Origin of the sequence: Pseudomonas sp. TWP3-1 (assembly GCF_049896625.1) — a bacterium.
GTDB lineage: Bacteria > Pseudomonadota > Gammaproteobacteria > Pseudomonadales > Pseudomonadaceae > Aquipseudomonas.
On record NZ_JAFCUQ010000003.1, the window covers coordinates 214,753 to 236,040 of the forward strand.

Annotated in this window: 22 protein-coding genes; 11 read left to right on the forward strand and 11 right to left on the reverse strand. The window is 59.6% G+C overall.

Annotation, left to right across the window (positions count from 1 at the left end):
* Positions 1 to 10: 10 nt before the first annotated feature.
* The 3 genes from mlaD to ACP7BN_RS06275 are packed head-to-tail and all read right to left on the reverse strand — an operon-like array spanning position 11 to position 2,087.
* Entirely contained in the window at positions 11 to 478 is a 468-nt protein-coding gene (gene mlaD / locus ACP7BN_RS06265; RefSeq protein ID WP_420647636.1) for an outer membrane lipid asymmetry maintenance protein MlaD, read from the reverse strand.
* The gene (gene mlaE, locus ACP7BN_RS06270; protein WP_420647635.1) at positions 478 to 1,275 is read right to left on the reverse strand and encodes a lipid asymmetry maintenance ABC transporter permease subunit MlaE; all 798 of its coding nucleotides are present in this window, start codon (positions 1,273 to 1,275) and stop codon (positions 478 to 480) included. The genes mlaD and mlaE overlap by 1 nt, the downstream gene beginning before the upstream one ends.
* A complete protein-coding gene (locus ACP7BN_RS06275; protein WP_420647634.1) occupies positions 1,275 to 2,087 on the reverse strand; it encodes an ATP-binding cassette domain-containing protein in 813 nt (270 codons plus the stop codon). Before ACP7BN_RS06275 ends, mlaE begins: the two co-directional genes overlap by 1 nt.
* 275 nt (positions 2,088 to 2,362) lie before the next feature.
* Here ACP7BN_RS06275 and ACP7BN_RS06280 point away from each other — a divergent pair, with 275 nt between their 5' ends.
* The 10 genes from ACP7BN_RS06280 to ACP7BN_RS06325 all read left to right on the forward strand — a co-directional run bounded on the left by ACP7BN_RS06280 (position 2,363) and on the right by ACP7BN_RS06325 (position 9,381).
* Complete coding sequence (locus ACP7BN_RS06280) at positions 2,363 to 3,337, forward strand: KpsF/GutQ family sugar-phosphate isomerase (protein WP_426202522.1); 975 nt, start codon at positions 2,363 to 2,365, stop codon at positions 3,335 to 3,337.
* Positions 3,338 to 3,862 carry a KdsC family phosphatase gene (locus ACP7BN_RS06285; protein WP_420647632.1) on the forward strand — a complete coding sequence of 175 codons (525 nt, stop codon included), beginning with the start codon at positions 3,338 to 3,340 and terminating at the stop codon, positions 3,860 to 3,862.
* Positions 3,863 to 3,870: 8 nt separating this feature from the next.
* Positions 3,871 to 4,443, forward strand: coding sequence for an LPS export ABC transporter periplasmic protein LptC (gene lptC, locus ACP7BN_RS06290; protein ID WP_420647631.1), 573 nt, complete (start codon positions 3,871 to 3,873; stop codon positions 4,441 to 4,443).
* Positions 4,430 to 4,978: a lipopolysaccharide transport periplasmic protein LptA gene (lptA, locus tag ACP7BN_RS06295; RefSeq protein ID WP_426202524.1), complete on the forward strand. Its 549-nt coding sequence runs from the start codon at positions 4,430 to 4,432 to the stop codon at positions 4,976 to 4,978. Before lptC ends, lptA begins: the two co-directional genes overlap by 14 nt.
* Positions 4,978 to 5,703, forward strand: coding sequence for an LPS export ABC transporter ATP-binding protein (gene lptB, locus ACP7BN_RS06300; RefSeq protein WP_007953572.1), 726 nt, complete (start codon positions 4,978 to 4,980; stop codon positions 5,701 to 5,703). Before lptA ends, lptB begins: the two co-directional genes overlap by 1 nt.
* 175 nt (positions 5,704 to 5,878) lie before the next feature.
* Positions 5,879 to 7,372 carry an RNA polymerase factor sigma-54 gene (locus ACP7BN_RS06305; RefSeq protein WP_420647629.1) on the forward strand — a complete coding sequence of 498 codons (1,494 nt, stop codon included), beginning with the start codon at positions 5,879 to 5,881 and terminating at the stop codon, positions 7,370 to 7,372.
* Between the two features lie 73 nt (positions 7,373 to 7,445).
* Entirely contained in the window at positions 7,446 to 7,754 is a 309-nt protein-coding gene (gene hpf / locus ACP7BN_RS06310; RefSeq protein WP_047299778.1) for a ribosome hibernation-promoting factor, HPF/YfiA family, read from the forward strand.
* Positions 7,755 to 7,765: 11 nt separating this feature from the next.
* Positions 7,766 to 8,230 (forward strand): PTS IIA-like nitrogen regulatory protein PtsN, encoded by a 465-nt coding sequence (ptsN, locus tag ACP7BN_RS06315; protein WP_426202527.1) that lies wholly within the window; start codon positions 7,766 to 7,768, stop codon positions 8,228 to 8,230.
* A gap of 2 nt (positions 8,231 to 8,232) precedes the next feature.
* Positions 8,233 to 9,090 carry an RNase adapter RapZ gene (rapZ, locus tag ACP7BN_RS06320; RefSeq protein ID WP_420647627.1) on the forward strand — a complete coding sequence of 286 codons (858 nt, stop codon included), beginning with the start codon at positions 8,233 to 8,235 and terminating at the stop codon, positions 9,088 to 9,090.
* Positions 9,091 to 9,105: 15 nt separating this feature from the next.
* The gene (locus ACP7BN_RS06325) at positions 9,106 to 9,381 is read left to right on the forward strand and encodes an HPr family phosphocarrier protein (RefSeq protein ID WP_426202528.1); all 276 of its coding nucleotides are present in this window, start codon (positions 9,106 to 9,108) and stop codon (positions 9,379 to 9,381) included.
* 4 nt (positions 9,382 to 9,385) lie between these two features.
* On the opposite strand, the gene ACP7BN_RS06330 is transcribed toward ACP7BN_RS06325, so the two are convergent.
* The 4 genes from ACP7BN_RS06330 to pmbA form a co-directional block, all read right to left on the reverse strand.
* Positions 9,386 to 10,279 (reverse strand): ZIP family metal transporter, encoded by an 894-nt coding sequence (locus tag ACP7BN_RS06330; protein WP_426202530.1) that lies wholly within the window; start codon positions 10,277 to 10,279, stop codon positions 9,386 to 9,388.
* Positions 10,280 to 10,309: 30 nt separating this feature from the next.
* On the reverse strand, positions 10,310 to 10,921 hold the full coding sequence (locus ACP7BN_RS06335; RefSeq protein WP_426202532.1) for a superoxide dismutase: 612 nt from the start codon (positions 10,919 to 10,921) through the stop codon (positions 10,310 to 10,312).
* A gap of 1 nt (position 10,922) precedes the next feature.
* A complete protein-coding gene (locus tag ACP7BN_RS06340; RefSeq protein ID WP_426202534.1) occupies positions 10,923 to 11,363 on the reverse strand; it encodes a hypothetical protein in 441 nt (146 codons plus the stop codon).
* 184 nt (positions 11,364 to 11,547) lie between these two features.
* A complete protein-coding gene (gene pmbA / locus ACP7BN_RS06345) occupies positions 11,548 to 12,894 on the reverse strand; it encodes a metalloprotease PmbA (RefSeq protein WP_426202536.1) in 1,347 nt (448 codons plus the stop codon).
* A 108-nt stretch (positions 12,895 to 13,002) separates the two neighbouring features.
* Between pmbA and yjgA the strand changes: the two genes are divergently transcribed.
* Positions 13,003 to 13,527 carry a ribosome biogenesis factor YjgA gene (yjgA, locus tag ACP7BN_RS06350; protein WP_420647621.1) on the forward strand — a complete coding sequence of 175 codons (525 nt, stop codon included), beginning with the start codon at positions 13,003 to 13,005 and terminating at the stop codon, positions 13,525 to 13,527.
* 51 nt (positions 13,528 to 13,578) lie between these two features.
* Here the strand turns inward: yjgA and tldD are convergent, their stop codons facing one another.
* From tldD to rng, 4 genes are all read right to left on the reverse strand, one after another.
* A complete protein-coding gene (tldD, locus tag ACP7BN_RS06355) occupies positions 13,579 to 15,021 on the reverse strand; it encodes a metalloprotease TldD (protein WP_426202538.1) in 1,443 nt (480 codons plus the stop codon).
* A gap of 5 nt (positions 15,022 to 15,026) precedes the next feature.
* Complete coding sequence (locus ACP7BN_RS06360; protein WP_426202541.1) at positions 15,027 to 15,887, reverse strand: carbon-nitrogen hydrolase family protein; 861 nt, start codon at positions 15,885 to 15,887, stop codon at positions 15,027 to 15,029.
* Between the two features lie 58 nt (positions 15,888 to 15,945).
* On the reverse strand, positions 15,946 to 19,749 hold the full coding sequence (locus tag ACP7BN_RS06365; RefSeq protein ID WP_426202543.1) for a YhdP family protein: 3,804 nt from the start codon (positions 19,747 to 19,749) through the stop codon (positions 15,946 to 15,948).
* Between the two features lie 75 nt (positions 19,750 to 19,824).
* Positions 19,825 to 21,282, reverse strand: coding sequence for a ribonuclease G (gene rng, locus ACP7BN_RS06370; RefSeq protein WP_420647617.1), 1,458 nt, complete (start codon positions 21,280 to 21,282; stop codon positions 19,825 to 19,827).
* Positions 21,283 to 21,288: the final 6 nt, after the last annotated feature.

Consider the following 21,288-nt stretch of genomic DNA (forward strand, 5'->3'; position numbering starts at 1 on the left):
CAAAAGCTCCTCATTTGGCGTCTTTGCTAACGGTATTGAGCAGGAATTTACCAATCAGGTCTTCCAGTACCAGGGACGACTGCGTGTCATGAATGGTTCCACCATCCTTGAGCGGGGTGTCTTCGCCGCCCACACTGATACCGATGTATTTCTCGCCCAACAGGCCAGCGGTCAGGATAGACGCTGTGGAGTCAGTCGGCAGGTTGTCGACGCTCTTGTTCACTTGCAGGGTAACCCGACCGGTGAAGCTGTCGCGATCCAGATCGATTGCAGTGACCTTGCCGATGGTTACACCGGCCATGGTCACTTTGGCTCTGACAGTCAAACCGGCGATATTGTCGAAATAGGCGTAAAGCTTGTAGGTATCGGTGGTCGACGTCGGAGACAGGCCACTGACCCGCAACGCAAGCAGCAGCAAAGCCAGGATCCCTGCCAGCAGGAACAGGCCGACACCGATTTCCAGGGTGCGGTTTTGCATCAGAAATCTCCAAACATCAAAGCGGTCAGAATAAAGTCCAGACCGAGCACTGCCAGTGAGGCATATACCACGGTCTTGGTAGTGGCACGACTGATCCCCTCGGAAGTGGGCTCACAGTCATAGCCTTGGAATACGGCGATCCAGGTAACGACGAAGGCAAAAACCGCGCTCTTGATGACGCCATTAAGCACATCATCGGCGAAGTTCACGCTGTTTTGCATGTTCGCCCAGTACGAGCCTTCATAAACGCCCAGCCAGTCCACAGCCACCCACGAACCGCCCCAGATACCGACCACGCTGAAAATCATTGCCAGCACTGGCAGGGAAATGAAACCGGCCCACAGACGCGGGGCAATGATGTACTTGAGCGGGTCGACACCGATCATCTCAAGACTGGACAGCTGTTCGGTGGACTTCATGTTGCCGATTTCGGCGGTCAACGCCGAACCGGCGCGCCCGGCGAACAACAGCGCGGTGACTACCGGCCCCAGTTCACGCAACAGCGTCAGCGCAACCATTTGCCCCACTGCCTGCTCCGAACCGTAGCTCGACAGAATGCTGAAACCCTGCAGCGCCAAAACCATCCCGATGAAGATGCCGGATACAACGATGATCACCAGCGACATCACGCCAACCGAGTGCAGTTGCTTCACCAGCAAACCGAAACCGCCGCCAATACCACCACGGCCAAGCAAGGCATGAAACAGGAACACGGTTGCGCGACCGAACACCGCAATGCCGTCGATCGCGGCATGGCCGAACCGACGCACGCGCTCAATTAATGAAATTCTGCGCATCAGCGACGCTTCCCCAGAAGATCTGCGCGGTAATCCGTCGCTGGAAAGTGATATGGAACCGGACCGTCAGGGTCGCCGGTCATGAACTGACGGATGCGCGGGTCGTCCGAGTTCATCAACTCGTCCGGCGTGCCCTGCCCCAATACCTGACCATCACCGACTACATATATATAGTCGGCAATGCTCGCGGTTTCGGCCAGATCGTGGGAGACCACGATGCTGGTGATCCCCAGCGCATCATTGAGCAGGCGAATCAGGCGCACCAGCACGCCCATGGCGATCGGATCCTGACCGACAAAGGGTTCGTCGTACATGAGAATTTGCGGATCGAGCGCAATCGCCCGGGCCAGCGCAACGCGGCGCTTCATGCCGCCGGACAACTCGTCGGGCATCAATTCGATGGCCCCGCGCAGCCCCACCGCCTGCAGTTTGAGCAGGACGATGTCGCGGATCATTTCTTCCGGCAACTCGGTATGAACGCGCAGGGGAAATGCAACGTTCTCGAACACATCGAGATCGGTGAACAGCGCGCCGCTCTGAAACAGCACACCCATGTGCTTGCGCGCATCGAACAGATCACTGCGCGACAGCGTCGGCAGGTTCTGTCCGTTGACCCAGACTTCGCCTTGGGAAGGACGCAACTGGGCGCCCATCAACCGTAGCAGCGTGGTCTTGCCGCACCCGGAAGGTCCCATGATGCCGGTGACCTTGCCGCGTGGAATGCGGATATCGACGTTATTGAAAATGCTCCGCGCACCGCGCTTGAAGGAGACTCCCTTCAGCTCGACCGCGTAGGCGTTATCGGCACTCATCTAAACTCCTTGCGATGCAGCCTCTCACTCGGACGCCAGACTTTCTGAAGAAAGCACTTACATCCCGGGCAGGCCGAACTGGCGGCGAACTATATCACTGCAAAGGCCAAGCGCCCAAGGGTTGAACCGGCAGGCATTCACCGATATGAGGGGTCTGCCCCGGCTTTTCAGGCGTTTTGGTAACGAGTAATGACAAAGCACGACGAACTTGCGTGAGGCTTTGCAACATAACCGCTATAATCGCCGCCTTTTCATCGGGCTATACGATTTCTGACATGAGCCAATCCAGCGACCTGATTCAATCTGCACAACGCACCATTCGCCTCGAAGTGGAAGCCGTACAAGGCTTGTTGCCCCATATCGACGCCGATTTCGTACGCGCTTGCGAGATGATTCTGGCCAGCAAGGGCCGTGTCGTCGTGGTCGGCATGGGCAAATCCGGGCACATCGGCAACAAGATTGCCGCCACCCTGGCCAGCACCGGCACCACGGCGTTTTTCGTGCATCCGGCCGAAGCCAGCCATGGAGACATGGGCATGATCACCCGCGACGACGTGATCCTCGCCCTGTCGAATTCCGGCTCGACCAATGAAATCGTCACCCTGCTGCCGCTGATCAAACGCCTGGGCATCCAGTTGATCAGCCTGACCGGCAACCCGAACTCGCCGCTGGCCAAGGCCGCCGAAGTGAACCTGAATGTTCACGTCGAGCACGAAGCATGCCCGCTGAACCTCGCGCCAACCTCCTCGACCACCGCAGCACTGGTGATGGGCGACGCTCTGGCCGTGGCGCTGCTGGAAGCTCGCGGCTTTACCGCTGAAGACTTCGCCTTTTCCCACCCTGGCGGTGCATTGGGCCGGCGCCTGCTGCTGAAAGTCGAAAACGTCATGCACGCCGGGCAAGAGCTGCCGCAGGTACAGCGCGGCACCCTGTTGAGGGACGCGCTGATGGAAATGACCCGCAAGGGCCTGGGCATGACGGCAATTCTCGAAGCCGACGGCAAACTCGCCGGGATATTCACCGACGGCGATTTGCGCCGCACGCTGGATCGCAGCATCGACGTGCACACCGCCACCATCGATCAGGTGATGACCGCACACGGCAAGACCGCCCGCCCCGACATGCTCGCCGCCGAGGCCCTGAAAATCATGGAAGACCACCGGATCAACGCATTGGTAGTGGTGGACAAGGAAGATCGCCCGATCGGCGCATTCAACCTCTCCGATCTGCTGCGTGCAGGAGTGATGTAAATGAGCAACGATCTGCTGCAACGCGGCAAAGCGATCAAACTGGCGGTTTTCGACGTCGACGGCGTCCTTACCGACGGCCGCCTGTATTTCCTCGAAGACGGCAGCGAATTCAAGACTTTCAACACCCTCGACGGTCAAGGCATCAAAATGCTGATGAACGCCGGCGTGCAGACCGCAATCATCAGCGGCCGCAAAACGCCTGTGGTTGAACGTCGGGCGAAGAATCTGGGCATCCCGCACCTGTTTCAGGGGCGCGAAGACAAACTGGTGGTTCTTGACGGTCTTCTGGAACAACTGGGCCTAAGCTATGAACAGGTCGCCTACCTCGGTGACGACCTGCCGGACCTGCCGGTGATCCGCCGCGTAGGCCTGGGCATGGCCGTAGCCAACGCCGCAGCGTTTGTGCGCGAACACGCCCACGGCGTTACCCAGGCCCGTGGTGGCGAAGGTGCTGCGCGCGAGTTCTGCGAACTGATCCTGAGCGCTCAGGGCCACCTCGATGCGGCCAATAACGCTTACCTGTGAGTCGAATCATGTTTAGCAAAAAGTTTCGCAACATCCTGGTGTTCGGTTGCATCGCCGCGATCTTCGGTGCGGTCGGCTACTGGAACATCAGTCCGGAGCGCTTTCTCGACAAGCCCGTAGTCTCGGCAGCAGAGAGCCCGATCGACTGGTATGCGACCAACACCCGTACCGTGCAGTACCTCGAAGACGGCAAAGTGCAGTACGACATGACGTCCGAGAAGGCCGAGCACGTGAAGGTGACCGACATTACTCTGGTCACCAAACCTGATCTGAACATGTTCCGCGGGACTGATTTTCCGTGGCACGTGACCAGTGAGCGCGGCGAAGTGAATTCCGGCGGTACCGAAGTCGAACTGATCGACTCGGTACGCGTACAGCGCAGCGACGAAAAAAACCGCAGCACCCTGATCACCAGCACTCGCATGACGGTGTTCCCTCAGCAGCAATATGCGCAGACCCAGCAACCCGTTAGAATCGACGGCGCTGGCGGTGTATCGACTGGCGTGGGAATGAAAGCGTATTTGAAGGAAAGCAGGATACACCTGCTATCGAACGTAAGAGGACAGTATGAGGCTCGTTAAAACCCTCCCTATTTTGCTCAGCCTGGGCGCAGCACTGGGAAGCGTGAGCGCCTGGGCTCTGCCGAACGATCAATCGCAGCCAATCCGCATTCAGGCCGACGATGCCCAGCTGGACGACAAGAATGGCATCGCCACCTATAAAGGTGACGTGATCATTACCCAAGGTTCGATGATCGTTAAAGGCAACACCGTGACCATCACCCGTACCGCTGCCGGCGATATCGATGTGGTGACCTCGGTGGGCAACCTCGCCTACTTCGAGCAACTGCAAACTGCTGGTGACACCAAGCCTGTACAGGGCTGGGGTGTGACCATTCAGTACCACGCTGCGCAAAACCGCGTCGTGCTGATCGACAAGGCCAAGGTTGTCGACAAAGACAACAACACCACTCAGGGCGAAAAAATCGTCTATGACACGGTGAAGAAGCTGGCCAGCGCTGGTCGTGCTACCGGCAACAAGGTCACCGAGTCGCGTCCGCGCATTGACATGGTGATCCAGCCCAAGCCGAAAAACGACGAGAAAAAGGCCAAGTAATGGCAACTCTGAAAGCTCAGCATCTGGCCAAGGCTTACAAAAGCCGTCAGGTCGTGCGCGACGTCAGCCTGTCGATCGACAGCGGGCAGATCGTCGGCCTGCTCGGCCCTAACGGCGCCGGCAAGACCACCTGTTTCTACATGATCGTCGGCCTGGTCCAGGCCGATCAGGGCCGCGTCCTGATCGACGATCTGGACGTCAGCCACCAGCCAATGCACGGCCGTGCGAAGGCCGGTATCGGCTATTTGCCGCAAGAAGCGTCGATCTTCCGCAAGCTGTCGGTGGCCGACAACATCATGGCCATCCTCGAAACGCGTCAGGAGCTCGACAAGGCCGGCCGTCGCAAAGAGCTGGAAAGCCTGCTGCAGGAATTCCACATCAGCCACATCCGCGACAACCTCGGCATGAGCCTGTCGGGTGGTGAACGTCGCCGGGTCGAAATCGCCCGCGCGCTGGCCACCGCACCGAAATTCATCCTGCTCGACGAACCGTTCGCCGGTGTTGACCCGATTTCGGTCGGCGACATCAAGCAGATCATCCATCACCTCAAGGCCAAGGGTATCGGTGTGTTGATCACCGACCACAACGTCCGTGAGACGCTGGACATCTGCGAAACTGCCTACATCGTCAACGACGGTCAACTGATCGCCGAAGGCGACTCGGCCACCATCCTCGCCAACGATCTGGTGAAGGAAGTGTATCTGGGTCACGAGTTCCGCCTGTGATCATTGGGGTGTCCTCGCACGAGCCTGGGCATCCCTGCGATTTTCTTGGTTTAATTGTTACGGTGCTCTAGGCAAACACTTCAGTTTCAGGCATATAATTTGCTTAAGTTTGGCGCTCCGGCGCCCTGTAGTGGATGGCGCATAGCGCCGGCGAATAAGGTGTTAAGCCCCTGCCATGAAACCATCGCTAGTCTTGAGAATGGGCCAGCAGCTGACGATGACACCGCAGCTGCAACAGGCCATCCGCCTGCTCCAATTGTCGACCCTGGATCTGCAACAGGAAATCCAGGAGGCTCTGGAATCCAATCCGATGCTCGAACGCCAGGAAGAAGGCGAAGACTTCGACAACTCCGATCCCCTCGCCGACAACGTCGAGCAGAAGCCCAACACCGAAACCCAGGAACCCTCTTTTCAGGAAAGCGCCCCGACGGTGGACAACCTCGAGGAAGGCGACTGGAACGAGCGCATCCCCAACGAATTGCCCGTCGATACTGCCTGGGAAGACGTCTACCAGACCAGCGCCAGCAGCCTGCCAAGCAACGACGATGACGAGTGGGACTTCACCACGCGTACCTCCGTCGGTGAAAGCCTGCAAAGCCATCTGCTGTGGCAGTTGAACCTCGCGCCGATGTCCGACACCGATCGCCTGATCGCCGTGACCCTGATCGACTGCATCAACAATCAGGGCTACCTCGACGAGACCCTCGAAGAAATTCTCGACGCCTTCGATCCCGAGCTCGATATCGAGCTGGATGAAATCGAAGCCGTGCTGCACCGCATCCAGCAATTCGAGCCAGCCGGCATCGGCGCACGCAACCTCAGCGAATGCCTGCTGCTGCAACTGCGTCAGCTACCCGCTAAAACGCCGTGGCTGGTCGAAGCCAAGCGTCTGGTCAGCGACTACATCGATCTGCTAGGCAGCCGCGATTACAGTCAGCTGATGCGGCGCATGAAGCTCAAGGAAGACGAGCTGCGCCAGGTCATCGAGCTGGTGCAAAGCCTCAATCCGCGTCCGGGTTCGCAAATCGAATCGTCCGAAGCCGAGTACGTGGTGCCGGACGTCATCGTGCGCAAGGACAACGAGCGCTGGCTGGTCGAACTGAACCAGGAATCCGTGCCGCGCCTGCGGGTCAACGCGCAGTACGCAGGTTTCGTCCGCCGTGCCGACACCAGCGCCGACAACACTTTCATGCGCAATCAGTTGCAGGAAGCGCGCTGGTTCATCAAAAGCCTGCAAAGCCGCAACGAAACCCTGATGAAAGTCGCCACGCAGATCGTCGAGCACCAGCGCGGCTTTCTGGAATACGGCGACGAAGCGATGAAGCCGCTGGTCTTGCATGACATCGCTGAAGCGGTCGGCATGCACGAATCGACGATTTCCCGCGTGACCACGCAGAAATTCATGCATACCCCGCGCGGTATATATGAACTGAAATACTTTTTCTCGAGCCACGTCAGCACCTCCGAAGGCGGTGAATGCTCGTCCACGGCGATCCGCGCGATCATCAAAAAACTGGTTGCCGCGGAAAATCAGAAAAAGCCGTTGAGTGACAGCAAGATCGCTGGTTTACTGGAGGCACAAGGCATTCAGGTGGCTCGCCGCACCGTCGCCAAGTACCGCGAATCTCTCGGGATCGCGCCTTCGAGCGAACGCAAGCGGTTGATGTAAGCCACGTTACAGCGTTCCAGTGGCAGGCTTTTCGGCCTGCCGCTTTATGCACTGGCAACGAAGGAGAAGCTGTATGCAAGTCAACATCAGTGGACACCAACTGGAAGTGACCGAACCTCTGCGCGACTACATCAACGAGAAACTTCAACGATTGGAGCGCCATTTCGACAAGATCACCAACGTGCAAGTCACGATGTGTGTCGAAAAGCTCAAGCAGAAAATCGAAGCCACCTTGCATATTCCCGGCAGTGAGGTCGTCGCAAACGCGGAACATACCGATATGTACGCAGCGATCGACGCATTGACCGACAAGCTCGACAAACAACTCAAAAAGCATAAGGAAAAGACCCAGAGCCTGCTTCAAGGCGCGACGGGTCGATAACCCCCCATTCCATGATCCGACTTGAAAGTATCCTGACCCCCGGCCGTTCCCTCGTGAACGTGCCGGGCGGCAGCAAAAAGAAAGCCCTCGAGCAAATTGCCAACCTGATCGCCCGGGAAGTTCCGGATCTGGAGATGCAAGATGTCTTCGAGGCTTTGATTGCCCGTGAAAAACTCGGTTCTACCGGTTTTGGCAACGGCATCGCCATCCCTCATTGCCGCCTCAAGGGCTGCGAATCCCCTATCAGCGCCTTGATACACCTGGAAGCTCCGATCGATTTCGACGCCATCGATGGTGCTCCGGTTGACCTGCTGTTCGTGCTGCTGGTCCCCGAAGCTGCCACCGATGCACACCTGGAACTGTTGCGACAGATTGCCAGCATGCTCGACCGCAAGGACGTCCGCGAAAAACTGCGTAGCGCCACCAGTAACCAAGCCTTGTATCAGGTTGTCCTCGACGAGCAGAACGGGCAGTAATCATGCGTTTGATCATCGTCAGTGGCCGCTCCGGCTCGGGTAAAAGTACCGCTCTGAATGTCCTTGAGGACAACGGCTACTACTGCATCGACAATCTGCCGGCCGGCCTGCTGCCGGAACTGGCCGAACGCGCGCTGATTCACACCGAGTTGGCACAGCCACTGGTGGCGGTTTCCATCGACGCGCGTAATCTGCCGAGCCATCTCTCACGCTTTCCCGAGCTGCTTGAAGAAGTGCGCGGCCGGCACATCCAGTGCGATGTGTTGTATCTGGATGCCGATGAGGAAACCCTGCTCAAGCGCTTCTCGGAAACCCGTCGCCGCCACCCGCTGAGCAACGCCAACCGCTCGCTGGCCGAAGCCATCGATGACGAGACCGCCCTGCTCGGGCCGATCGCCGACCTGGCCGATCTGAAGGTCAACACCACCAACCTGAACCTGTACCAGCTACGCGATACCATAAAATTGCGCCTGCTGAACCAGCCTGAGCCGGGTACCGCGTTTCTGGTCGAGTCGTTCGGCTTCAAACGCGGCATGCCGGTGGATGCGGATCTGGTGTTCGACGTACGCTGCCTGCCCAACCCGTACTGGAAACCCGAGCTGCGCGCGCAGTCGGGTCTCGACGCACCGGTGGCCGAGTATCTGGCGGCACAGCCGGACGTCGAAGAGATGTACCAGGACATCTACGCTTATCTGTTCAAATGGCTGCCACGTTTCGCCGCAAGCAATCGTGCCTACGTCACTATTGCCATTGGCTGCACCGGCGGCCACCACCGCTCCGTCTACCTGACCGAACGTCTGGGTCAGGCGCTGCAGAAAACCCTGAAGAACGTCCAGGTTCGCCACCGCGACCTCAGCTAAAGGATTCACATCGCGATGCCTGCTCTGGAAATCGAAATCATCAACAAACTGGGCCTGCATGCCCGTGCGTCGGCGAAGTTCGTCGGCGTGGCCGGTCAGTTTCCGGATTGCACCATCAGAGTGGGCCGCACGCCGGAAACCACCGTGGATGGAAAAAGCATCATGGCGATGATGATGCTCGCTGCCGGCAAAGGCACGAAAATCTACCTGAGTACCGAAGGGCATCAGGAAGATGAAGCGCTGCAAGCACTGGTGGATCTGATCAACAACTACTTCGACGAAGGCGGTTGATCGCTCAACCCAACGCCGTATCCATCACCATCATCAGGCAGAAGCCGATCAACAAGCCGAGGCTTGCCAGTTTGTCGTGACCATTGCGCCGCGACTCCGGGATGACTTCGTGCGTGACCACCAGCAACATCGCCCCGGCCGCCAGCGCCAATCCCAACGGCAACAACACCTGCGCCAGACTGACCAACCAGGCGCACAGCAGAGCGAACACCGGTTCGACCAGCCCTGACGCCGCGCCGATCAAAAACGCCCTGACCCGCGACATCCCTGCCCCGGCCAACACCAGCGCAATCACCAAACCTTCCGGCACATCCTGCAATGCGATGCCCATCGCCAGGCTATCGGCATCCGGCATTGCGCCGCCGGCTGATACGCCGACCGCCATGCCTTCCGGGATGTTATGCGCGATGATCGCGAAGACGAACAGCCAGATACGCGGTGGAATTACCGGGTGCTCAAGCGTGCCAACGAGCATTTCCGGTGAAGCACCCGACACCTTGCGATCAACCAGATACAGACCGAATGCACCGAGCATGATCCCGAAGCAGATCAGGCCACTGGCGCCCCAAGGCGTCATGCCAAGGCTCTCTGCCGCAGCAATTCCCGGCACGATCAGCGAAAACGCCGTCGCCGCCAGCATCACCCCGGCGCCGAAACCGAGCAGTGTGTCGCCCAGCGCCTGCGGCATATTGCGAATCACCAGCACCGGCACCGCACCAAGCGCGGTGCCCAGCGCGCAGAGCGCCCCGCCCTGCAATGCTCGTGACAGCCTCGGCTCCAGATCCAGCCATTGCAGTCCGTGAGCGACCAGCAAGGTCATGCCCGCCAACAGCAACAGCGAACCGATTGCGTAACGGAACATACGCCCACTTCCGCTCACCAGTGTTTCAGTGCCCATAGTCAGCCTTGGATTGTTTTTATAGAAGACTTAAACCAGCGCCGCCTGATAGCGCGCAGCGACTTGCGGCCAATTGATCACGTTGTAGAACGCGTTGATGTATTCCGGCCGACGGTTCTGGTAACGCAGGTAATAGGCGTGCTCCCAAACGTCGAGACCGAGAATCGGCGTGTTGCCGTTCATCAACGGGCTGTCCTGATTACCGCTGCTTTCCACCACCAGTTGGTTATCCGGGGTCACGCTGAGCCACGCCCAGCCACTGCCGAAACGCGTCAGCGCAGCCTTGGTGAAGGCGTCTTTGAAACTGTCGAGACCGCCGAGTTGTTCATCGATGGCTTTGGCCAGCGCGCCGTCCGGTTTGCCGCCGCCATTGGGCACCATGACTTCCCAGAACAGCGAATGATTGGCGTGACCGCCGCCCTGGTTGATCACCGCCGCACGCAGTTTCTCTGGCAATTGCTGGACGCTGGCGACCAGTTTTTCCACCGGCCATTCGGCGTACTCTGTGCCCTCGACCGCGGCGTTGAGGTTGTTGATGTAGGTCTGGTGATGCTTGGTGTAGTGGATCTCCATGGTCTGCGCATCGATGTGCGGTTCCAGTGCGTCGTAGGCGTAAGGCAATGCAGGCAGAGTAAAAGCCATTTCAATGGACTCCATGCTGATGAGAGGCGGACAGTCGACGCGCATTGCCAGTGTGCGGGTGCAGCAGACGCTGGGTGCGCGGGTATTCACCGTGATCGCTGATGAAATTCAGCAGTTCGACGTAGGTCTTGCTGCTCTGGCGCAGCGCCGCTTCACGCAGTGCGAGGCGCTGACGTTCGTCCTGCATGGTCTGCAACAGCCGTTGATGGATCGCGCAGAGGTACTCGGCGCTCTCCTCCGGCTGATTCAGGCGCAGGTGCAGATCAGCCAGGTTGTGATGGGAGATGACGCAAGCCGCCACTGCTTCGTCGGCATCCGCCCAGCGTTCGAACAGCACCTGCGCCAAGGCCAGTGCTTGCAGATACGCCTCGCGGGCATCAATCAGCTCGCCCAGCATGAAGCAGCGATTAGCCCGTTCGATCGTGCGTTTCCAGTGCTCCATGGTGAGCCTCCAAAGCGGTTGCGGGGGTTACACGCCGCCAGCGGTGAGTTTCAGCCAGCTCTCTAATGAGATTTATTATTAGATGATAATGAGAAGCAAAACAAGGCTGCGATCTTTTTGATCCACAATAAAAAAGGCGCGCCACCCAATCGGATGGCGCGCCTTTTTCTAAAACTGCGGAGGCTTAGCTGCCCGCGACAGTCATCTTCTCGATCAACACCGAGCCAGTGCGAATATTGCTGCGCAGTTCCAGATCATTCCCCACTGCAACAATCTGCTTGAACATGTCGCGCATGTTGCCGGCGATGGTCACTTCCTGCACCGCGAACTGGATTTCACCGTTCTCGACCCAGAAACCCGCCGCGCCGCGTGAGTAATCGCCGGTGACCATGTTCAAGCCATGGCCCATCAATTCTGTGACCAGCAGGCCACGCCCCATGCGCCGCAGCAACGCCGCCTGGTCTTCATCACCGTGGGTGACGAACAGGTTGTGTACACCGCCAGCGTTGGCGGTGCTCGGCATGCCGAGTTTGCGACCGGAGTACGTGCCAAGGATGTACGAGACCAATTCGCCTTTTTCGACGAACGGTTTGGCGTAGGTCGCCAGACCGTCACCGTCGTACGAGGCACTGCCCATCGCGCGCATCAGGTGCGGACGCTCGTCGATGGTCAGCCATTCCGGGAACAGCTTCTGTCCCAGCGTGCCTTCGAGGAACGACGACTTGCGATACAGACTGCCTCCGGAAACTGCCGACAGGAAACTGCCGAACAACCCGCCCGCCAGTTCAGCGGAAAACAACACCGGCACTTCACAAGTAGGCACCGGACGCGCGCCCAGACGGCTCGCAGCCCGTTGCGCAGCGCGCTGACCGATGCTGATCGGATCGGCCAGCAACTCGCCCTGACGGCTCACGTCGTACCAGTATTCGCGCTGCATCTGGCCATCGGCCTCGGCGATCATCACGCAGCTCAGGCTGTGGCGGGTCGACGCGTAACCACCGATAAAGCCGTGGCTGTTGCCGTACACGCGGCAGCCCTGATGGGTGCTCAGCGTGGTGCCGTCGGCATTCTTGATGCGTGGATCGGCGTCGAACGCAGCCGCTTCACAGATCAAAGCCTTCTCGATGGCCTGCTCCGGGGTGATATCCCACTTGTGGAACAGGTCGAAATCCTGCTGCTCGCGCGCCATCAACGCGGCGTCAGCCAAACCGGACGCTTCGTCTTCGGAAGTGTGCTTGGCGATGGCCAGTGCGGCGGCCACAGTCTCGCGAATCGCATCGGGGCCGGTGGCGGACGTACTCGCCGAGCCTTTGCGCTGGCCGACATACAGAGTGATGCCGAAGCCCTGATCGCGGTTGAACTCGACCGTTTCGACTTCGCGCTGGCGTACCGAAGTCGACAGCCCCTGCTCCAGCGACACGGCTACTTCGCAGGCGCTGGCACCCTGACGCTTGGCTTCGGCGATGATCTGCTCGACTTGTTCCTGCAGTGCCGGCAATGCCTGCGGGCCGACGCTTTCAACTGCACTCATGCTCATCTCCACTCAAATTCTGCTTTCGGCTGGGGCCATCGAGCGACCGGGCCGGACAAGCGGCCCCCGACTGGTTATCATGGCGGCGTTTCTTTGCGGACTGCCACCATGGTTGATTCTTACGACGACTCCCTCGATACGGGAGAAAAAAGCAAATCTCAGGTCAAACGCGAGCTGCATGCTCTGGTTGACCTTGGCGAGCGCCTTACAACACTCAAGCCTGACTTGGTTGCGAAACTGCCTTTGACCGACGCTATGCGTCGTGCCTTGGCCGATGCGCCCAAGCACACCGCGAATATCGCGCGGAAACGGCATCTACAGTTCATCGGCAAACTGATGCGCGATCAGGACACTGACGCAATTCTGATCTTGCTCGATCAACTCGACGCCTCAACTCGTCAGTACAACGAGCGTTTCCACAATCTCGAACGCTGGCGTGACCGCCTGATCGCCGGTGACGACGCCGTGCTGGAGAAATTCGTCATCGATTACCCGGATGCCGATCGCCAGCAACTGCGTTCCCTGATCCGTCAGGCTCAGCATGAGGTTGCGCAAAACAAAGCGCCTGCCTCAAGCCGTAAAATCTTCAAGTACATCCGTGAGCTGGACGAGACTCAACGCGGTCTGCGTTGATGTTCGCCATCGGGTGGCCGCATCGCGCGCCACCCGAGGCTCCATCCCTTTTTACCCGCCCGTGCCACCTACGGTGATCGCGTCGATCTTCAGCGTCGGCTGACCCACGCCCACCGGCACCGATTGCCCATCCTTGCCGCAAGTCCCCACGCCGCTGTCCAGCGCCAGATCGTTACCGACCATCGACACCCGGCTCATCGCCTCAGGGCCGTTGCCGATCAACGTCGCGCCTTTGACCGGAGCGGTAATTTTGCCGTCCTCGATCAGATACGCCTCGCTGGTGGAGAACACGAACTTGCCGCTGGTGATATCAACCTGACCGCCACCAAGGTTGGCGCAGTAGATGCCCTTCTTCACCGAAGCGATGATTTCTGCCGGATCGCTTTCGCCTCCGAGCATGTAGGTGTTGGTCATGCGCGGCATCGGCAGGTGCGCGTAGGATTCGCGACGACCATTGCCGGTGCGCGCCACGCCCATCAGACGCGCGTTGAGCTTGTCCTGCATGTAGCCCTTGAGCACGCCGTTTTCAATCAGCGTGGTGCACTCGGTCGGGGTGCCTTCGTCGTCGACGCTCAGCGAACCGCGACGGCCGCTCAAAGTGCCGTCATCGACGATGGTGCACAGCTTGGAAGCGACCATTTCGCCCATGCGCCCGCTGTAGGCGGAACTGCCCTTGCGGTTGAAATCGCCTTCCAGGCCGTGGCCGACCGCTTCGTGCAACAGCACGCCAGACCAGCCCGAACCCAGCACCACTGGCAAAGTACCGGCCGGCGCCGGGATCGCTTCCAGATTGACCAATGCCTGACGCAACGCTTCACGGGCGTAACCCATGGCGCGGTCTTCAGCGAGGAAATAACGGTAATCGGTACGCCCGCCTCCGCCATGCCCGCCGCGTTCGCGACGGCCGTTTTGCTCGACGATCACGCTGACGTTGAAGCGCACCAATGGGCGCACATCCGCCGCCAGACCGCCGTCGGTGGAAGCCACCAAAATGCGCTCCCAGACCCCGGCCATGCTCACGGTGACTTGCTGGATGCGCGGATCAAGTGCGCGGGTGGCGACGTCGATGCGTTTCAGCAGCTCGACCTTCTCGGCGCGGCTGAGCACTTCCAGCGGGTTATCCGGCGCATACAACTGGGCGACGTCTTGGGTAGTGAATGCCTGCACTGTGCCGTTCTGCCCGGCACGCGAGATCGAACGGGCCGCGCGAGCCGCAGCGCCGAGGGCTTCAAGGGTGATCGCGTTGCTGTAGGCGAAACCGGTTTTTTCCCCGGACTGCGCACGTACGCCAACGCCTTGGTCGAGATTGAAGCTGCCTTCCTTGACGATCCCGTCTTCGAGTGCCCACGACTCGGAAATCTGCCCCTGGAAATACAGGTCGGCAGCATCGATGCCCGGGCCGGCCAGATCGCCAAGCACCGCTTGCAGGCTCTCAATAGTCACGCCGCCGGGCGCCAACAGGTGATCACTGACTGAGGACAACAACTCGCTCATAGGTTCTACGCCTTAAATTCATGTTCTGAAGCAGGTCGCTGCGCGCCCTGCGAGAAAAATCGCCGATGGCCCACCACCGGCATTCGCGCCCGGATGGACGCCTGTTCGCTGCTGTCTCTGTCGGCCAGCAGCACGGCCTCACCTTGGTCCTGCTGCGCCAGCACGCGACCCCACGGGTCGACAATCGCCGCATGGCCCCAGGTTTCCCGAGGCCCCGGATGCGTCCCGCCCTGGGCCGCCGCCAGCACATAACACTGTGTTTCTATGGCCCGTGCACGAATCAGCACGTCCCAATGCGCCGCGCCGGTCACTGCCGTGAATGCCGACGGCGCGCTAATCAATTCGGCCCCGGCCGCACGCAATTCGCTGTACAGCTCGGGGAAGCGCAGGTCGTAACACACCGTCAGGCCCAATCGGCCAACCGGGGTATCAGCAACCACCACGCCACCGCCATAAGCATAGTCATCGGATTCACGATAACGCCCGCGATTGTCCGTCACATCCACATCGAACAGGTGCAACTTGTCATAGCGTGCAACGATTTCGCCGTGATCATTCACCAGCAACGAACAGGCGTGCGACTTGGCGTCCGGTTGATCGACCGGCGGCAGCGGCAAAGTGCCGGCGACTATCCATAACTTGAGGTCGCGAGCGGTCTGTTTCAACCATGGCAGGATCGGTCCTTCGCCGAGCGCTTCGGCGCGGCCGATAGCGGCGACATCACGACGGCCTATGGCGGCAAAGTTTTCCGGCAGCACCGCGAGCCTGGCACCAGCGGCGGCCGCTTGTTCAAGCAGGCGCCGGGCATCGCGCAGATTGGCCAGCACATCGCTCTGGCTGACCATTTGAATGACCGCTAAAGACATGGCGCACTCCATGAGAGGTATGCGGCCATGCTACTCCATCGGTTCGGCGACAGGCTGATCAAAAAGGTTTGTCGAAAGTGATTTTCGGCTCTTTCCACGGGCCTTTGACCGTGTATTTGACGCTGGCAAAGCGCGCCACACGGTCGCCGATCAGCTTGTCGATCAGGAACAGCGCGCCGCCCACCGCTGGTGCACCGACGATCAGCGCGGCAATTGGCAGGTTGTTGGTCACCGGCAAGGTCACCAGCAATTTCGCATCGACCTTGTCACCAACCAGGTCCAGCGTGCCGTTGAGCTCGAGATTGCTCGAAGGCCCGGTCAGCTTGATCGGCTCCTTGGTCACGTACACACCGTTGGTCGCTTGCAGCAGGCCTTTGACCCGGTCGTAGCTCAGGCCTTTGCCGAACAGGTCGGAAAAGTCCAGACGCAGACGACGGCCAATCGAGTTGAAGTTGAGCAGACCGAACACCCGCAGCGCCTGCGCCCCGCCCTCCACTTCAACGAACTGACCCTTGTTCAGCGATGCGTCGAGGGTGCCGGAGAAACGTTTGGTCGCCAGCCATGCCGGTGATCCTGGCCAGCGGCCGTCGACGTCCATATGAAACTCTTCACTGGTGACGCTCGGCGCAAAGCCCCAGCCTTTGAGCACATCGGCGAGATTCTTGCCGCCAATGCGGCCCTTGTACCAACTGCTAGTCGCACCGGGCGCACCTTCCCAGCCGCCGCTGCCCTGCAACAAAATGCCCTTGAGACCGAGATCGAGATTGTTCAGCGCAATGCCTTTAGGCGTCGGGCGAATCTTCAGCGACCAGCCACCGACCAGATCCTGCCCCTGAAACAGCTGATTGATGGTGATATCCAGCGCCGGGATCTTCGTCGGATCGACATCGGCCAAAGGATCCGGCGCATTTTCGTCGGCCTGGACTGTCGGGTCCGGCGCCGGCAAGCGCACGTATTGCAGGTTGACCGCAATCGGCGCGGCTTTCGCATCGGGGATTGCGACCGTACCTTTGGCCTGCTGACTGTCGAGCGCCAGTGCCCACGCGGCCGGTTTGCGATTCAACTGCACCGCAGCCTGATCCAGAGTCGTGCCGAACGCCGTGAGCTTGCCGATCTTGAAGTCGGCGCTACTCAGCAGTTGCTTGGCATTGCCACCGGGGTTCTGTCCGGCGTATTTACCGAGCAGATCCTGCCACGGCTTGACGTCCAGCTCCGACAGCACACCGCGCACGCGCAGACCTTTGGCGCCGGGTAATACCGCCTCGCCGGCACCGAGGAACAGTTCGCCACGACCTTCGGCGAAATTGCTCGGCGGCGCAGCAAAGGTGAAGTTGGCCAGTTGATCGTAGTTGACCCAGTAACGCCGCTCTTGCCCCTGCAGAGTCATGCGGAAGGTAGTGTCGCGCCCGGTCTCGGCGCTCATGCCGAACGGCGCTGGCAGATCGACCGCTACACCTTTGAGATTGGAGCTGACCAGCAACTGACCGTCGGCACCGTCCAGATTCAGTTGTAACTGATAAGGAATCGTCCCGGAGACTGGCAGTGGCTGGGTCACGTTGAGCCAGTCGGTGAGTTTTTTGACCTCGACCTGCCCCGACGCGGCTACACGCGTTTTAAGCTTGCCGGGACTGCCATCGGCGAAAATCTGCGCTGTCACCGGTTTATCAAAGGCCCGTGCACTGATGTTTTGTCCGCTCAAGCCCTTCGCGCTGTCAAAGCGGAAGTCACCCTTGAGTTGCGTCAGCTCAAGCGTGGGTTCAGCCAGTTTCAGCCGCGCGTTGGCCGTTTTGAAATCGACGCGGATCTTCGGCTCGTCGCCCTTGGCCAGCGGAATATCCAGCTTGAGCTTGCCTTGCAGATCACCCGCGCCTTCCCAGCCGGCGAATGTTTCGCCCGTGCCGATCGGCGCGTCCTGCAGAATCTTCAAGCCATCGCCCAGCCCGCCAACGAACGCACCATCGAGGTACATATGCGCGCTCTGCCCGGTCGGCACATGCGGAATGTTGACGAACACATCACTGACCAGGGTATCGAGCAACTGACCTTTGCTGGCGAGAATGCGCACGCCGCTGTCCTCGATAAACACGTCACCGCTGACTTTGCTTATATGCGGCCAGCCCGGCTGGAACGCCAGTTCGGCATCATGCACCTTGAAGAACAGACTGATGCTGCGATCCGCTTCACCGGCGTTTTTGCTCAGCGATCCTTGATACTGGAAAAAGCCCTGATCGACCGCGCCTTTCAAAATCGCGGTGCGCAGCCATTCGTCGAGTGCCGGGCTCAACACTTTCGGCAAGTACTTGGCGGTGTAACGACCGTCGCCATCGACCAGGCCGACGCGCAGGTCCATGTAGTCTTCCTGGCTATGGTCGAAATGCAGACGGATCAGGAAGTCGCCGGCAATCTTGCCCTCCTCGCCCAGCACTTTCAGATACGGCGCGATCAGAGTGAAGCCTTCTTTATCAAGCTTCCATGTCAACCGCGCGTTGGCGTGAATGTATTGCCACGGCTTGGCGAAGATCGGGTCGAGGTGCAGGACGAAATCGTCGCTGTCCATGCGCAACTCACCGCCACCGAGGTTGCCGGTGAGGCTGCCGCTTACATTCCGCGCCGCCGGGGCGCCGTGATAGGCGTCGAACCCGATGCGCTCGAGGTTGGTGGCGAAGCTGAATTTAGTGTCGTCGGTGGCATTCGGCCGGAAATCCAGCAACACATTGCGCAGAACACCGGTGACTTTCAGGCGCTCGACGGCGGTGGCGACACCTTGCGGCAGAGGACCGAGGGCATTGAGTAACGGTGTAATCGGAGTCAGGTCGAGGCGGTCGGCCTGCAGATGCCAGAGCTCTTCGGCTTTATCGGTAGCAAGCGTCTGCTTGATCTGGACGCGAGATTCCCAGCGAGTTTCGCCGAAGTTCATCGCCAGCGAATCGAGAGTGACGGTCGCGCCTTCGGTACCGCGCTGGTAATAACCGTTGAGCGCCAGATTATCGAGCTGAATCGGTTTGCGCTCGGCGTAGGCACCTTTGACTTGCGGGGCGTTCAGACGGATCGCCGCGCTTTGCAGCGCGCCTTCGTTCCAGTCAACCCAGACCTCGCCGCCGGCCTTGATCGTGGAGAAATTCCATTGTTGAGTCAGACGCTCTGGCAGCCATTTCGACCAGTCACTTTGCGGCATGCTGACGTAACCTTCGACGCCGCCGTTCTTCCACTGATCGGCGCGAATCCGTGTGCGCAGACTCATGGCGACCGGTTGGCCATCGGGCAAGGTCAGTCGCGCATCGAGGCGCTGGCGGCTGGCACCGGTCTTGAGGCTGAGGCCGACGTACGTCAGGGTCATTGGCGGGTGATCCAGCGGCTGCAACGTCACCTGACTGTCGAGCACCGACAGTTGCTGGACCATTTGCATGCGATTCAACAGCTGCTTGGGATCCAGCGGCTGATCCTTTTGCACCGGCAAACCTTCCAGCGCCCACTGGCCGTCCGCGCCTTCCTTGAGGCTGATCTTCAAACCGTTGAGTTCGAGATGGGCAATGCGCACTTCGCGGGCCAGCAGACTGGCCCACAGATCCGGCACCACGCGGACCTGATCCAGACGCAAGGCATTGGCGCCATCGCCGACCATCACATCATGCGCCAGCAGGATCGGCGCGAACCCGCTCCAGTTGCCTTCCAGTTCACCGATCTGTAGCGGCATGCCCAAGGCCGCGGTGGCTTTGTCTTCAATCTCGGCACGATATTCGGCCACCAGTGGCGTGAGTTCCCGGCCGAGACTGACGTACAACGCCAGCAACACCAGAACCAACGCGCACAGGCTCAGACCCCAGCGGGTCAGTGCAGCCAAAATGCGTGTCAGACGGTCCATGTCAGGTGGCTCCCATGGCAAAAATACTGCAAAAAGCTGAGGCCAGCCGTTTCAGGAAAAATGTGCTGCAACGTTTCAGAGCAGCACCACGTCGTATTGTTCCTGCGAATACATGGTTTCGACCTGGAAACGAATCGTGCGGCCGATGAACACTTCAAGTTCGGCGACGTTGCCCGACTCTTCATCCAGCAAGCGGTCGACGACTTTCTGGTTCGCCAGCACGCGATAACCTTCGGCCTGATAGGCGCGGGCTTCGCGCAGGATCTCGCGGAAGATTTCGTAGCAGACGGTTTCCGGGGTCTTCAACTTGCCTCGGCCCTGACAGCTGCTGCACGGTTCACACAGCACTTGCTCTAGACTTTCGCGGGTGCGCTTGCGGGTCATCTGCACCAGACCAAGCTCGGTGATGCCGATGATGTTGGTCTTGGCGTGATCGCGCTCAAGCTGTTTTTCCAGCGTGCGCAACACCTGTCGCCGGTGCTCTTCATCTTCCATGTCGATGAAGTCGATGATGATGATCCCGCCCAGATTGCGCAGGCGCATCTGCCGCGCAATGGCGGTGGCGGCTTCGAGGTTGGTCTTGAAAATGGTTTCTTCGAGGTTGCGATGACCGACGAACGCGCCAGTGTTGACGTCGATGGTGGTCATGGCTTCCGCCGGGTCGATCACCAGATAACCGCCGGACTTGAGCGGGACTTTGCGCTCAAGGGCTTTCTGGATTTCGTCTTCAACGCCGTACAGGTCGAAAATCGGCCGCTCACCCGGATAGTGTTCCAGACGATCGGCAATTTCCGGCATCAGTTCGGCGACGAACTGTGTGGTTTTCTGGAAGGTTTCCCGCGAGTCGATGCGGATCTTCTCGATTTTCGGGCTGACCAGATCGCGCAAGGTGCGCAGGGCCAGGCCGAGGTCTTCGTAGATCACGCTTGGCGCGCCGATGGTTTTGATCTGCTCGTTGATTTGATCCCACAGGCGCCGCAGGTAGCGAATGTCCATGAGGATTTCATCAGCGCCGGCACCTTCGGCGGCAGTGCGCAGAATGAACCCGCCGACTTCCTTGATGCCTTCTTTGGCCACGCAATCGCTGACCACTTGCTTCAGACGTTCGCGCTCGGCTTCGTCTTCGATTTTCAGGGAAATGCCGACGTGAGCGGTACGCGGCATGTACACCAGATAACGCGACGGGATCGAAAGCTGCGTGGTCAGCCGCGCGCCTTTGGAACCGATCGGATCCTTGGTGACCTGCACCACCAGGCTCTGGCCTTCGTGTACCAGCGCACTGATGCTCTCGACTGCCGAGCCTTCGCGCTGGGAGATTTCCGAAGCGTGGATAAATGCCGCGCGATCCAGACCGATATCGACGAACGCCGCCTGCATGCCCGGCAGCACACGCACCACTTTGCCTTTATAGATGTTGCCGACGATCCCGCGTTTTTGCGTGCGTTCGACGTGCACTTCTTGCAACACACCGTTTTCAACCACCGCCACGCGCGATTCCATCGGCGTGATGTTGATCAGAATCTCTTCACTCATGGCAGG